Below are 13,929 nucleotides of genomic sequence, written 5' to 3'. Positions count from 1 at the left end.
CCACACTACACACGGCTGCGGACATCCCCTCCCACCGGAGTCCTGGAACCCGGACCGCCTGCTCTCGCTGCCGCGCGTCAGGCGGCCGGCAGCAGTGACCGGACTTCGGCGAGCACATCGTCGAGGTTGGTCTGGAAGATCTCGTGTCCGGCGCCTTCCACTGCGACGAAACGCCCGTCGCCCAGGTGCGCCAGCTCGCCCATCGCGGCGGCGAGCACCGGCCGGATGCGGTCGCAGAAATCACCCTCGCAGTTCTCGGCGTACATCACCACGTAGGGAACGGTCGCAGGGAACGGCTCGTCCAGGATGAGGTCGGTCGAGCGGAAGTTCATCCCCTCTTCGTTCGCACCGTTGTTGAAGTCGATCTCCACCGTCTGCAGTTCGTCAGGTGTCTCGACCGCAGCGGCTCTGGCCTCGTATGCCGTGGCGGGTGGGCCGGGGGTCATCGCGACGAACCCGCTGACGTTCTGGGGGTGCAGCTGCGCGTAGCGCAGCGCGATCGTCCCGCCGACGGATTGCCCGACGATGATGTACGGCGGCGCGATGTCTGCACCGGCCAGGACAGCCGCGAAATCCTCCACCGCATCCTCGAAGGTGCTCGGGCCGGTGGCTGGGTCACTGTTTCCCACGCCGGCGCGATCGTACGTGCAGACCAGCGCCGCGTCTCTCAGACCATGTTCGATGATGGAGAGTTGGGATCCCGGACTGCCGAGGCCGGACAGCAGGATGACCGCCGGCTGATCTGGTTCGCGCGCACCTCGGCATCCGCCCCGCAGCACATGTCCGTTCACGTCGACCTCGAAGGTCCTGGCCATGCCTGCCGGCGTGCGTGACGACTGCGGTTCAGCGCCGGAGTTCGACGCGGTCGGCGCGCACGCGACGAGCAGCATGGCGAAGAACAGGGCTGCCGAGGCACGGAGCCAGGACTCTGGCATGATCGCCTCCGTCCGGTGCCGATCGTAGGGCTCGAGCATTCGGTCCACAAGAGCGCCGCTCGTCCGCCCTGGGCGTGAGCCGGCATGCCTTCCACAAGAAGTACGGTCGTAGGTGACCCCTTCCGTTCGAGCGAGGTATCCCCGTGTCAACCAGCACCTCCCCGCGGCGCATCCGCGGCCGCGGCCGGACTCCTCAAGAGGGACCCCGCGCGACGTTCCGGCAGCTCGTGCCGTTCCTCCTCGAACACTCCGGCGTGCTCGTCGTCGTCGCCATCCTGAGCGTGATCGGCGCCGCGACGACCCTCGCGCAACCGCTGGTGGTCGGCGAGGTCATCACGCGAGTCGGAAACAGCCAGAGCCTCGGCTACCTGGTGTGGGGCCTGGTGACCCTGGTCGTGGTGTCTTCGATCATCTCCGGGTATCAGCACTACCTGCTGCAGCGCACCGGCACGGCTGTCGTCTACTCGAGCCGCCGCAAGCTCATCGCCCGCATCCTGCACCTGCCGATCAGCGAGTTCGACGCCCGCCGCACGGGCGACCTCGTGTCGCGCGTAGGCACGGATACGACTCTCCTCTATGCGGTCCTGACCCAGGGACTGGCGGATGCCGTGGGCAACGGTCTCATCTTCATCGGAGCGATCATCGCCATGGCGTTCATCGACCCGCTGCTGCTGCTGTCCATCGTGCTCGTGATCGGCGTATCGGTCGTCGGGGTCACGCTTCTCAGCGGCCGCATCCGCAAGGCGACCCAGGAGCAGCAGGAGAAGGTCGGGGAGCTCGCCTCGAGCGTGGAGCGTGCCGTCGGATCCATCCGCACGGTGCGAGCCGCCGGTGCCACCGAGCGCGAGTCCGCTGCGATCACCGAGATCGCGACGGATGTCTACGGCGTCGGCGTCCGCATCGCGAAGGTCTCGGCGCTGATCGTGCCGGTCGCGGGCATCGCGCTGCAGGTTTCGCTGCTCGTCGTCCTCGGTCTCGGCGGATTCCGTGTCGCCTCGGGTGCCATCACGGTCGCGAACCTCGTCACCTTCGTGATGTTCCTGTTCCTGATGATCGCGCCGCTCGGCTCGTTCTTCGGTGCCATCACCTCGGTGAACCAGGCGCTCGGAGCGCTGGGACGGATCCAGGAGGTGCTCGACCTCCCGCCCGAGACGGCACAGGACGAGGCGATCGCCGCGGCCCTTCGACCGGTTGGCGGGCCTGTCGAACCACAGGGACCGGACGGGGCACTTCGACACGCTGAGGGACCGGGGTCGGTCGAAGCGCCCGCGATCGAGTTCCGCGATGTGCGGTTCCGGTATCCCGAAGCGGTCGTCGCGACCCGGCGCAAGGCCGAGTCCGAGGCGCTCGCGGTGCTCGAGAACGCCCACGTCGACAGCGTGTCGATCGACATGCCCGCCGCCGTCGACGAACGGGATGGGCGGACGTCGGCGGAGGTGCTGCGAGGCGTTTCCTTCAGCGTTCCCCAGGGCTCACGTGTGGCGCTGGTCGGCCCGTCCGGAGCGGGCAAGAGCACGACGCTCTCGCTGATCGAGCGCTTCTACGACCCGACGGACGGGGCGATCCTCCTCGGCGGCACCGATGTGAGAGCGCTCCAGCGGGACGAACTGCGCGCCCAGCTCGGCTACGTGGAGCAGGACGCCCCGACCCTCGCGGGTTCGATCGCCGACAACCTGCGCCTCGCATCGCCGTCCGCGTCCGACGAGGACTGCGAGCGGGTGCTGCGGGCGGTGAACCTCGGCGAGGTGCTCGCGCGGAGCATGCTGGGCATCGACGCCCCCGTCGGCGAGAGCGGCGTGATGCTCTCGGGCGGCGAGCGCCAGCGCCTCGCAATCGCCCGCGCGCTGCTCGCGGCCCCGCCGATCCTGCTTCTCGACGAGTCGACGTCGTCGCTCGACGGCCTCAACGAGCAGCGCATGCGCGACGCGATCGACGCCGTCGCGTCGGAACGCACGCTCATCGTGATCGCCCACCGCCTGTCGACGGTCGTCGACAGCGATCACATCGTGGTGATGGATCACGGGCGCGTGGTGGGTCAGGGGACGCACTCCGAGCTCGTCGATTCCACCCCCCTCTACCGCGACCTCGCGAGGCACCAGCTGCTCGTCTGAACCTCTGGCGCACGTGCCCGTGCTGAGCCATGATGAGCCCATGACGACGACCCAGCCCTTCATACGCAGTTATGCGACGCGCCGGGATGCGCGCGCCTTCGGTGCCACTCTTCGACAGAGCGCTCCGCGTCGGCAGCTCGGTGAACTGACCGCGACCACCCGCGATCCCGTCGAGCACCTCATGGAGCAGAACGCCGACCGGGTGCAGGAGCTCGTTCCGCTGCGCATGGCGAGGATGCTCGAGAGCCCGTTCGCGTTCTATCGCGGGACGGCGGGACTGATGGCGCTGGATCTGTCGGATGACCCCCACTCCGGAATCGACGTCATCTGCTGCGGCGACGCGCACATCAGCAACTTCGGCTTCTACGCCTCACCCGAGCGTCGGCTCGTCTTCGACCTGAACGACTTCGACGAGGCTGCCGGCGCTCCGTGGGAGTGGGACGTGAAGCGACTGGTGACGAGCGCGATCATCGGCGGGCGCCACGCCGGCTACGACGAGGCGATGGTCGAGGGCACCGCGCGCGAGGCCGTGATGAACTACACGTTCACGCTCGACAAGCTGAGCAAGCTCTCGCCCGCGGACCGCTACTTCATGCACTCCGGCGGACCGTATTCGAGGCAGCGACTCAACAAGGCGGCACAGCAGGCTCTCGACGCAGCGGTGAAGGCGGCAGAGCGACGTACCGCCGAGCGCGCCATCAAGCGCACCACCGAGCGGGGCCCGGACGGCAAGCTGCGGTTCATAGAGAATCCGCCGACGATGAAGCACGTCGAGACCGATACGGTGGAGACGCTCGCGACCCTCGTCGGACGCTACCGCACCACCGTGGGCGTCGACATCGAGCTGGTCCTGCGACAGTACGAGCCGCTCGATCTGGTGCAGCGCGTGGTCGGTGTGGGCAGCGTCGGGACGCGATGCTTCCTCCACCTCATGGCCGGGGCCGACGACGACCTCCTCCTGCTGCAGGTGAAGGAGGCCACGGAGTCCGTGCTGGTGAAGTACGGCAAGCGGCCGCAGGCGCCGCGCATCGCGGAAGGCATCGAGGGGCACGGCAACGGGTACCGTGTCGTGGCCCTGCAGCGAATCCTGCAGGGCGTGTCCGATCCGTATCTCGGGTACCTGCAGACCAACAACCGGGACTACTACCTTCGCCAGTTCCATGACATGAAGGGCTCGATCGAGCTCGAGGGGCTCGATGAGAAGGCTTATCGCCCCTACGTGGCGGCATGCGCCTCGCTGCTCGCGCGCGCACACGCGCAGAGCCCTGCGGCCATCGAGATCGTGGGGTACATCGGCAAGTCGGATGCCGCGGCCGACGCCATCCTGCGATGGTCGTACGCCTACAGCGACCAGTCGCTGCGCGACTACCAAGCCCTGCGCGCTGCCGCCGACGAGGGGCGCGTTCCTGTCGCAGATCTGGCCGCCACGGCCTGACCCCGGCACACGCACTGACTCGCCCAACGCGTCGTCGTCGACGGTGCGGGCGAGAGTGCGGTGCTGTCAGGCGTGCTTGAGGCGGTAGCGCAGCGCTTCGAGCTCGGCCCAGAGCGGCGCCGGGATCCGGCCTTCGAACGTCCGGTAGAACTCCTCGGTGAGATCGGCCTCGCGCAGCCACGAGTCGGTGTCGATCGCGAAGAGGTCGTCGAGGTCGGACGGCGTGACGTCGATGCCGTCCACATCGAGGTCGGCAGTCAGCGGAAGTCGCCCGATCGGACTGTCGACCGCTCCGACCTCGCCGTCCACGCGCCGGATGATCCAGTCGATGACGCGCGCGTTGTCGCCGAACCCGGGCCAGAGGAAGCGGCCGTCCGAATCCTTGCGGAACCAGTTCACCTGGAACACCCGCGGTGCGCGATCGAAGCGCAGCTTCTGACCGACCTTCAGCCAGTGCCCGAAGTAGTCGGCCATGTTGTAGCCGCAGAACGGGAGCATCGCGAACGGGTCTCTCCGCAATTCTCCGACGGTGCCCTCCGCGGCGGCGGTCCGCTCGGACGAGATGTTCGAGCCCATGAAGACCCCGTGGGTCCAGTCGGTCGCCTCGACGACGAGCGGCACGTTGGTCGCCCGCCGGCCGCCGAAGAGGATCACGTCGAGCGGGACGCCCTGCGGGGCATCCCAGTCGTCCGCGATCTGCGGGCACTGCGCCGCACGCACCGTGAAGCGCGAGTTCGGGTGCGCCGCCGGGCGGCCGGATGCGGGCGTCCAGGGGTTGCCCTCCCAGTCGACGAGCTCGGCGGGAGCCTCGTCGGTGAGGCCCTCCCACCAGACGTCGCCGTCGGGTCGCAGTGCGACGTTGGTGAAGATCGTGTTGCCCCACAGCGTCTCGACGGCGGTGACGTTCGTCGACTCGCCGGTGCCGGGTGCGACGCCGAAGAAGCCCGCCTCGGGGTTGATCGCCCACAGCCGTCCGTCATCGCCCGGGCGAAGCCAAGCGATGTCGTCGCCCAGCGTCTCGACCCGCCAGCCGGGGATGGTGGGCCGCAGCATCGCGAGGTTGGTCTTGCCGCAGGCCGACGGGAACGCGGCGGCGACGTGGTACGCCCGCCCGGCGGGGTCGATGACGCGGATGAGCAGCATGTGCTCGGCCAGCCAGCCCTCGTCGCGGCCGATGACCGAGGCGATCCGCAGGGCGAAGCACTTCTTCGCGAGGATGGCGTTGCCGCCGTATCCCGAGCCGAACGACCACACTTCGAGCGTGTCGGGGAAGTGGACGATGTACTTCTCGTCGTTGCACGGCCATGCGGCATCCTGCTCGCCCGGCTGGAGCGGTGCGCCGACGGAGTGCACGGTCTTCACCCACGGCGCACCGCCGGCGATCTCACGCAGCACGTCCGTGCCGACGCGGGTCATGATCTCGATCGAGGCGACGGCGTAGCCGCTGTCGGTCACCTGGACGCCGATGTGCGAGAGCGGGCCGCCCACCGTGCCCATCGAGAACGGCACGACGTACATCGTGCGGCCGCGCATGGAGCCGTCGAACAGCGGAGTGATCGTCTCGCGGATCTCACTCGGCGCGATCCAGTTGTTCGTCGGTCCGGCATCCTCGGCGCGCTCCGACGCGATGTATGTGCGGCCCTCGGTGCGAGCGACATCGCTCGGGTGCGAGCGGGCGAGGTACGACCCGGGGCGCCACTCGGGGTTCAGCTTGATGAGCTTGCCCTCGTCGACCATCCCGCGCAGCAGTGCGTCGTTCTCGGCCCGCGAGCCGTCGACCCAGTGAACGCGGTCGGGCTTGGTGAGTGCCGCGATCTGGTCGACCCACGCGATGAGGGCGGTCATGCCCTCGCCCTGGAGGGGAGGACGGCTGCCGAACGTCCGCGAAGCAGCCGGGCGGACGGTGCCAGGATCAGCGGGTCGCGTGAAGATGTCGGCGAGTGCCATGGGATTGCTCCTCCTAGTTGGGTGGTGAGATCCGTGTTCTTCCTCTACTTTCACCCTCCCCGACTCCCTCTTACCCGTACCTGTGGCGTAAAAAGTCTTGATTCTTTAGATATCATCAAGGAATGACGCCAACCTCGCTGGAGCTGTCGACTCTGGGTCACCGCATCCGCCATCAACGGGTTTCGCACGGCCTGACGCTGGACGAACTCGGGGAGCGCGTCGGCGTCGCCGGCAGCCAGCTGAGTCTCATCGAGAACGGCAAGCGCGAGCCCAAGCTCTCGCTGCTCCAGGCCATCGCCGCAGAGACCGGAGTGCAGGTCACGGACCTGCTGTCGACCGAACCGCCCAATCGCCGAGCCGCGCTGGAGATCGAACTCGAGCGCGCGCAGCACGGTTCGGTGTTCCGGCAGCTGGGGATCGCCCCCGTCAAGGTCACCAAGAGCATGACCGACGAGACGATCGAGTCGCTGCTGGGCCTGCACCGCGAGCTCCAGCGCCGCGAGCGGGAAGCCATTGCAACGCCTGAGGAGGCTCGGCGGGCCAATACCGAGCTCCGGCTGAAGATGCGAGATGTCGACAACTACCTCGGGGACATCGAGAAGCTCGCCGAGAAGCAGCTGAAGTCCGCGGGCCATGTCTCCGGCGCGCTCACCCACCGCACGGTCAGCATCATGGCCGAGCAGCTCGGCTTCGAGCTGATCTACGTCAGCGACCTGCCTCACTCCGCTCGTTCGGTGACCGACCTCGAGAACGGCCGGATCTATCTGCCACCCGCGTCGATCCCGGGTGGCCACGGACTGCGCTCGATGGCGCTCCAGGCGATGGCACATCGTCTGCTCGGCCACCAGCGGCCCACCGATTATGCGGATTTCCTCCAGCAGCGACTCGAGATCAACTACTTCGCCGCCGCGTGTCTCATGCCTGAGACGGCGTCCGTGGCCTTCCTCGCGCAGGCGAAGAAGGACCGCAATCTCGCCGTCGAAGACTTCCGCGACGCGTTCGGCACGACGCACGAGTCGGCGGGCATGCGTCTGACGAACCTCGCCACGCGGCACCTCGACATCCCGCTGCACTTCCTGCGGGTCGACGGGTCCGGTGCCATCACCCGCGTCTATGAGAACGACGGCCTGCCGTTGCCGATGGACGTCACCGGCGCGGTGGACGGGCAGATCGCGTGCCGCAAGTGGTCGGCGCGTTCCGCATTCGACGAGCAGAATCGCACCACCGAGCACTACCAGTACACCGACACACCGGCCGGAACCTTCTGGTGCTCGACGCAGACCGGGACGACCGCCGAGGGCGAGTTCTCCATCACCGTCGGCGTGCCCTTCGACGACGCCAAGTGGTTCCGCGGGCGCGAGACGCAGAAGCGGGCGACATCCACCTGCCCCGACGAGTCTTGCTGCCGGCGCCCCTCGACCGATCTCGCCGAGCGCTGGACCGGAAAGGCCTGGCCGAGCGCCAGGGTGCACATGCAGATGTTCTCGCCGCTGCCGCGGGGCGTGTTTCCGGGGGTCGATGACAACGAGGTCTACGAGTTCCTCGACCGGCACATGTGAGCCCGGATCATCCGGGCAGGCGGTTCATCCGGCCAGCTGGCTGAGCAGCTCGAAGTCGGTCGTGCCCGAGAACTCCGCGATGCGCCCGTTCGCCACGCGGTACATCGCGAACTGGGCCACGTTCGCGTGACGCCGCGTCGGCGCGATACCGCGGAACGTGCTCAGGTGCGTGCCGCTCGCGCGCAGATGCGCGGCGACCCGGTCATCCTCGATGATGAGCTGGATGCGGCGCCATCGCCAGTCGGGGAAGGCGGCGAAGAGGTCCGCCATGTCCTCGACCCACGCATCGGCTCCGCCAGGCAGGTGGGCGCGCCGCACCGCAGGGTCGACGAACGAGCGGATCGCGTCGAGGTCGTGCCGATTGCACGCGTCGAGGTAGTCGGCGTACCACTCGCGCATCTCCCACGGCTCCACGCTCCTCATTATCGGCGGCGGACGTCGTGGGTCGCGGTGGGCGATCGATCTCCGCGGATCAGCACTCCGCATACCGATAGCCGAGGGCACCTGCGGGGGCCACGTCGCGGTCGCGAAGGATGATCGACCGCGCGGCCCCGTCGTCGTGGCAGATCCAGTCGTACGCGCTGGCTGTCACGCCGGTCCTGACCTGGTCCGGATTGTTGTCGGCGTACTCGATCTCGTAGACGAGCGGCCCGTACACGCTCGTGTACTTCTCGCACTCGAGGTAGGCGGCGCACTCCTCGGCGATGGCGAAGTCGAATCCTTCCGTGTCGCTGACGAAGGTCCTGCCGATACCGCCGTAGCCGTCCGGGCGGTCAGCGGCGTTCTTCTGAGCGATCGCGAGGCCGAGTGAGTGCACGTACGGAACGACCAGCTCGAGGTAGTCCCTCGTGTCGATGAAGGTCAGGAGACCGCTCGAGCGCAGATGTGCGTCCAGATTGTCGGGTTCGATCGCCTGGAACCCGTCGTCCTTGCACTCGCTGAACCAGGCGGACTGCACGTCGAGCAGCTGGTCACGGGAGACAGCTGTCCGCACGTCGAACAGCGCCTCGTTCCACTCGGCATCCACGATCACCTGGCCGGTGCTGTCCTTCAGCAGCAGACCGGGGTGGTTGTTCCTCCACCATTGGGTGGTGCCATAGGGCGGGTGAGTGCTCGATTGCCCCGGTTCGTCAGGCTGGGTCTGCAGCAGATTGACGTAGCAGATGTTGTACAACCCCGCCGCGGGCGGTGCGAGCCGATCGCGGCTCAGCACCTGCACACCCGGCTCGGGCTGGTAGGCGCCCCCGAGCTGATACGAGAACGGTCCATCCGCCGGGGGCAGGGCCACCCCCGGCTCCGGCGCGAGGGTCGTGTTCGGCAGGAGGAGGACGGCGGCGAAGGCGCCGGCGACGAGTGCGCCCGCGGCCAGAGCGAGTGCGACGCCGCGAGGACGTCGAAGAGTGGCCTGGTTCCGGCGGAGAGGCTGCATGGGCTCGGCTCCGTCACTCACGCGGCGGGTCCGCGAGGCGCATCGTCGCCCCCGACCTCGCCGCCAGACTGGTGGCGGTCGCGCCGATCGTCTGCTGCATGACCGCGACCGCGGTCGTCGGTGTGACGTCCGCGGTGCGGGCGACGCTGATCGTGCGGGTGAGGGTCGGCTCCGACAATCGCACTGAACGCAGCCCCGGCCGGTCGATGAGCACCATCGCGGGGACGATCGCCACACCGAGCCCACGCTCGACGAATCGAAGGACGGCATCCATCTCGGCTCCCTCGATGACCGTTTCGGGTGTCAGACCCGCCGCGTGGAATGCGGCATCCGTCGCGCTGCGAAGGTCGTACGTCGAGCTGAACACGATCTGCGGCAGGCTCGCGACCTCGCCCAGCGCGATGGTGTCGCCCGTCGTGATCCGCGGCGCGTTGCTGGCAGAGATCACCACGAGCTCTTCGACGAGCAGCGGGCTGACGGTGAAGCGGTCCGTGGATGCCGCGTTCGACGTCGTGATCAGGGCCAGGTCGAGCTCGCCACCGGCCAGTTCATCGAGCAGCCGTCTCGAACCCTGCTCGGACAGATGCAGCTCGATGGCGGGATGGGCAGTGTGGAAGGCGCTCAGCACTTCGGTGACAAGGCTGATGCAGAGCGTCGGCGTCGCACCGAGCCGGACGCGTCCGCGCTCGAGTCCTGCGAGCTCGGCCAGCTCGCGGCGAACGGACTCCGCGTCGGCAAGCATCCGCCTCGCCAGCGGCAGCAGAGATTCGCCGGCGACCGTCAGCGTGCTGCCGACTCGGGCGCGGTGGAAGAGCTCGGCGCCGAGGTCCTGCTCGAGGGATGAGATCTGACGGCTGAGCGAGGGCTGGGCGAGGTGCAGCTGTTCGGCGGCACGCGTGAAGTTGCCGAGCTGAGCCACCTCCACGAACCCCCGCAACTGTTCCAGGTTCACATCCATACATTATCCCTATCGAAACCACTATGAATATGCATTGGAGTAATCCCTCATGTCTGCCTACCGTTGAAGGCGTGAGTACTTCAGAACGCCGGATCTCAACCACAGTCCTCGTCATCGGCACCGGAGGCTCCGGCCTGCGCGCAGCCATCGAGCTCGCCGAAGCGGGGGTGGACGTGCTCGCCCTGGGCAAGCGGCCCAAGTCCGACGCCCACACATCGCTCGCCGCCGGCGGCATCAACGCCGCGCTCGCGACGATGGATGCCGACGACAGCTGGCAGCAGCACGCGGCCGACACCCTGAAAGAGAGCTACCTGCTCGCCAACCCGCACACCGTCGAGATCGTCACCTCCGGCGCGGCCCGGGGCATCGAAGACCTGGAGCGCTACGGCATGCCCTTCGCGCGAGAGGAGGACGGCCGCATCTCGCAGCGCTTCTTCGGCGCGCACACGTATCGCCGCACTGCTTTCGCGGGCGACTACACCGGCCTCGAGATCCAGCGCACGCTGATCAACCGCGCGGCCCAGCTGAAGGTTCCCATCCTCGACACGGTCTACGTCACGCGCATCCTCGTGAACGACGACGGCGCGGTCTTCGGTGCGTACGGCTTCGACCTCGAAGACGGCACGCGCTACCTGATCCACGCGGATGCGGTCATCCTCGCCGCCGGCGGACACAACCGCATCTGGCGGCGCACCTCTTCGCGCCGCGACGAGAACACGGGCGATTCGTTCCGGCTCGCCGTCGAGGCGGGAGGCCGGCTGCGCGACCCCGAGCTCGTGCAGTTCCACCCGAGCGGCATCATCGAGCCCGAGAACGCGGCCGGAACCCTCATCTCCGAGGCGGCCCGCGGCGAGGGCGGCATTCTGCGCAACGGGCTCGGTGAGCGCTTCATGCACAGGTACGACCCCGAGCGCCTCGAGCTCTCGACTCGCGACCGCGTGGCTCTCGCCTGCTACACCGAGATCAAGGAGGGCCGCGGCACCCCGAAGGGCGGCGTGTGGCTGGATGTCTCTCACCTCCCGCGAGAGACGATCATGACCCGGCTGCCGCGCGTGTACCAGACCATGCTCGAGCTGCAGATGCTCGACATCACGAAGGACCCGATCGAGATCGCGCCGACCGCCCACTACTCGATGGGCGGCGTGTGGGTGCGCTCTTCCGACCACTCCACCGACGTAGCGGGCCTGTACGCCATCGGCGAGGCCTCGTCGGGCCTGCACGGGGCCAACCGGCTGGGCGGCAACTCGCTGATCGAGCTGCTCGTGTTCGGGCGCATCGTGGGACGGGCCGCGGCCGACTACTCGGCGGCGCTGACCGCGCAGAAGCGCTCTACGGCTGCGGTGGAGACGGCTCGTTCCGAGATCGCGGACCTGCTCGCGGCATCCGGAACCGAGAACGTGCGAGCGCTGCAGCGCGCCATCCGGAACACCATGACCGAGCACGCGGGCGTCGTCCGCGACGAGCAGGGACTGCTCGCCGGCCTCGCCGAGCTCGACGCGATCGAGGCGCGCATGGCCCACATCGGCGTGCACCCCGATATCGCGGGTTACCACGATCTCGCGCACGCGTTCGATCTGAAGTCCGCTGCGCTCGCCGCGCGCGCCACTCTCGAGGCCGCACTCGAGCGGCGCGAGACCCGCGGGTGTCACAACCGCAGCGACTATCCCGAGCTCGACCCCGGTCTGCAGGTCAATCTCGTCTGGTCTCCCACGACCGGTGTCGTGCGGGAGGAGATTCCATCGATCCCCGCCGAGATCGCCGACCTGATGCGAGAGGTCTCGGTCGTCGGCAAGCTCGTCGAATAGCGGACGTGGGAGACCCCGTAGCTCGGCACGTTCGTGCTAGCGGTGGTCCTCGACGTCCGGTTTCGCCCGCAGGACGTCGGCGATCTCCTCCTCCGGGCGGGGCGCGATGGTCTGGTCGTCCTCGAGCTCTGGGACGGTCGGCTCATCCGGAGCAGGAACGTGATCGTGAACTGCGTGCTCGTTGGGGGAAGTCACGGCGTATCCTTCGGTCGACGACGTTCACAGCGTATGCCGCGTTCGGGTCGAACCTACGAAATCGTCCGGGGAATGACGCCGAGAACCACGGGAGACGACCAGTCGTCCCCCTCGAATTCGACCCAAACTCCGGTTCCGACCTCCGGGAGCTCTAAGCCCCCGGCCGCGAGGGGGGCCACGACGAGGGCCCACAGCGTCTCAGTGCTGACGCTCGGCACTTCGATGTTCACCCGGCCTTGCCCGGCCGGGTCCTCGACGTCGATGACGATCCCGCGATGCAGTGACATTCGATCAGTATCGCGGCTGCGTGTGCCCCGCCGAAAGCGGATACGGCGCACAGCCGCTACGCGGTGATGAATGCCCGGTAGCGGGCGAGGGCCGCCACGACCTCGTCGTCGGACGCGGCATCCGGAGTGAACAGCTCGGGAACCGGGTCGTCCGCGTGCCGCCCGACGGCGACCGAGTGCGTCCAGACCCCGATGGCCTCGCCGCGCGCGACGAGAATAGGCCGGATGATCCCGTTGAGACTGGGACCGATCGCCGCGAGGAACTCGGGTGCGCAGGGAACGGTGCGGTCCGCGTAGGAGAGGTAGTACTCCTCGTACGGCGGCAGCGCGAGGACATCAGGGGCCCCAGGGGTGCGGCGCGGCGCCGGACCTGTGGCGACGTAGAGCGGCTCGCCCTCGTCTTCGACGATCACGACGCGATCGGCGGCACGCTCCGCCGCTGCCCGAGAGATCCCGAGGGGAAGTCCCGACCACCACGCGAAATCGCGGACGCAGGCCGGCCCGTGGGAAGCGATGAAGCGGGAGAAATACTCCGCCGCCGGATCGGCGGGGGACGCGGCATCCGTCACCCACTCCTCGGTCAGCACGACGTACTGCTCGCGCGTCGGCCCGCCGAAGCGGGGAACGACGGGACCCTGGCAGACGACCGTGCGCAGCGACAGCGCCACCAGCAGGTGATAGCCCCGCTGGCGGGCCGTGCTCACGCCGCCGGCCTCGAGCACATCGAACAGCTCCTTGCGCGTGAGCCTGTTGCCGCCGCTCAGCGCCGCTCGCGCAAGTCGCTCCGCGCGCGCGAGCTCGGCATCGTCGATGGACTCGGCGCGACGCACCGCGGCTGCCTGCCGCGCCTGCCGCTCCCCCGTGATCGAGAGCACCCACGCAAGGTCGCGGGCCGGAATCACGTGAATCGTGCCGCGCATGGTCCACGAACGCACGATCTCGCCGCGGTCGAACGCCGCATCGACGTCGCGCACGCTCGGGGCACCGCGGGTCCGCGAAGCGAGCGCCCACCGGCCGCCCCAGAACTCCTGGCCCTGCGTCGCGAGCATATGCGATGCCGCCTCGCCGACTGTGGCGGCGGGGGCGCTCAGGCGATGGGATCTCAGCCGTTCGCGCCGGAGCGTCGCGACATCCATGTGCCCATTCTGCCCCGGAGGCCCGACACCCCGCACGGCACGCCGGGCCGCGCGGTGAGCGTCGGTCCCGTGCTCGCCCGCCGAGCGACCACGCGAGGTACGCCGCCTGCGTGCGGGTTCGGTGAGCCAGCA

The 13,929-nt window shown here is 68.5% G+C and carries 12 protein-coding genes; 4 read left to right on the top strand and 8 right to left on the bottom strand.

Features of this window, described 5'->3' with window-relative positions; translation table 11 throughout:
* Window positions 1–77: 77 nt before the first annotated feature.
* Window positions 78–935 (bottom strand): alpha/beta fold hydrolase, encoded by an 858-nt coding sequence (locus tag ABD188_RS08810; RefSeq protein ID WP_344060674.1) that lies wholly within the window; start codon window positions 933–935, stop codon window positions 78–80.
* 143 nt (window positions 936–1,078) lie between these two features.
* On the opposite strand from ABD188_RS08810, the gene ABD188_RS08805 reads away from it, so the two are divergent.
* Window positions 1,079–3,046, top strand: coding sequence for an ABC transporter ATP-binding protein (locus tag ABD188_RS08805; RefSeq protein ID WP_344060671.1), 1,968 nt, complete (start codon window positions 1,079–1,081; stop codon window positions 3,044–3,046).
* Between the two features lie 40 nt (window positions 3,047–3,086).
* Entirely contained in the window at window positions 3,087–4,481 is a 1,395-nt protein-coding gene (locus ABD188_RS08800) for a DUF2252 domain-containing protein (RefSeq protein WP_344060668.1), read from the top strand.
* A 66-nt stretch (window positions 4,482–4,547) separates the two neighbouring features.
* Here the strand turns inward: ABD188_RS08800 and ABD188_RS08795 are convergent, their stop codons facing one another.
* Complete coding sequence (locus ABD188_RS08795) at window positions 4,548–6,428, bottom strand: phosphoenolpyruvate carboxykinase (GTP) (protein ID WP_344060665.1); 1,881 nt, start codon at window positions 6,426–6,428, stop codon at window positions 4,548–4,550.
* A gap of 122 nt (window positions 6,429–6,550) precedes the next feature.
* Here ABD188_RS08795 and ABD188_RS08790 point away from each other — a divergent pair, with 122 nt between their 5' ends.
* The gene (locus ABD188_RS08790) at window positions 6,551–7,987 is read left to right on the top strand and encodes a helix-turn-helix domain-containing protein (RefSeq protein ID WP_344060662.1); all 1,437 of its coding nucleotides are present in this window, start codon (window positions 6,551–6,553) and stop codon (window positions 7,985–7,987) included.
* Window positions 7,988–8,011: 24 nt separating this feature from the next.
* Here ABD188_RS08790 and ABD188_RS08785 read toward each other — a convergent pair whose 3' ends face one another.
* From ABD188_RS08785 to ABD188_RS08775, 3 genes are read right to left on the bottom strand one after another with little or no spacing between them, the layout of a single operon-like run.
* Window positions 8,012–8,401, bottom strand: coding sequence for an ester cyclase (locus ABD188_RS08785; protein WP_344060659.1), 390 nt, complete (start codon window positions 8,399–8,401; stop codon window positions 8,012–8,014).
* A gap of 58 nt (window positions 8,402–8,459) precedes the next feature.
* Window positions 8,460–9,416 (bottom strand): endo alpha-1,4 polygalactosaminidase, encoded by a 957-nt coding sequence (locus ABD188_RS08780; protein WP_344060656.1) that lies wholly within the window; start codon window positions 9,414–9,416, stop codon window positions 8,460–8,462.
* A gap of 13 nt (window positions 9,417–9,429) precedes the next feature.
* Window positions 9,430–10,374 (bottom strand): LysR family transcriptional regulator, encoded by a 945-nt coding sequence (locus ABD188_RS08775; RefSeq protein ID WP_344060653.1) that lies wholly within the window; start codon window positions 10,372–10,374, stop codon window positions 9,430–9,432.
* Window positions 10,375–10,445: 71 nt separating this feature from the next.
* Between ABD188_RS08775 and ABD188_RS08770 the strand changes: the two genes are divergently transcribed.
* Window positions 10,446–12,179, top strand: coding sequence for an L-aspartate oxidase (locus ABD188_RS08770; protein WP_344060650.1), 1,734 nt, complete (start codon window positions 10,446–10,448; stop codon window positions 12,177–12,179).
* A 36-nt stretch (window positions 12,180–12,215) separates the two neighbouring features.
* On the opposite strand, the gene ABD188_RS08765 is transcribed toward ABD188_RS08770, so the two are convergent.
* Genes ABD188_RS08765 through ABD188_RS08755 form a run of 3 tightly spaced genes read right to left on the bottom strand, consistent with a single transcriptional unit; the run spans window position 12,216 to window position 13,797 of the window.
* Window positions 12,216–12,374 (bottom strand): hypothetical protein, encoded by a 159-nt coding sequence (locus ABD188_RS08765; protein WP_344060647.1) that lies wholly within the window; start codon window positions 12,372–12,374, stop codon window positions 12,216–12,218.
* Window positions 12,375–12,427: 53 nt separating this feature from the next.
* Complete coding sequence (locus tag ABD188_RS08760; RefSeq protein ID WP_344060644.1) at window positions 12,428–12,661, bottom strand: phage baseplate assembly protein V; 234 nt, start codon at window positions 12,659–12,661, stop codon at window positions 12,428–12,430.
* Between the two features lie 56 nt (window positions 12,662–12,717).
* Window positions 12,718–13,797 carry a DNA glycosylase AlkZ-like family protein gene (locus ABD188_RS08755; RefSeq protein WP_344060641.1) on the bottom strand — a complete coding sequence of 360 codons (1,080 nt, stop codon included), beginning with the start codon at window positions 13,795–13,797 and terminating at the stop codon, window positions 12,718–12,720.
* Window positions 13,798–13,929: the final 132 nt, after the last annotated feature.

Origin of the sequence: Microbacterium pumilum, assembly GCF_039530225.1 — a bacterium.
Classification (GTDB): Bacteria; Actinomycetota; Actinomycetes; order Actinomycetales; family Microbacteriaceae; genus Microbacterium; species Microbacterium pumilum.
The sequence above is the reverse complement of the archived record's forward strand: the minus strand, read 5'-3'. Positions and strand labels throughout refer to the sequence as shown.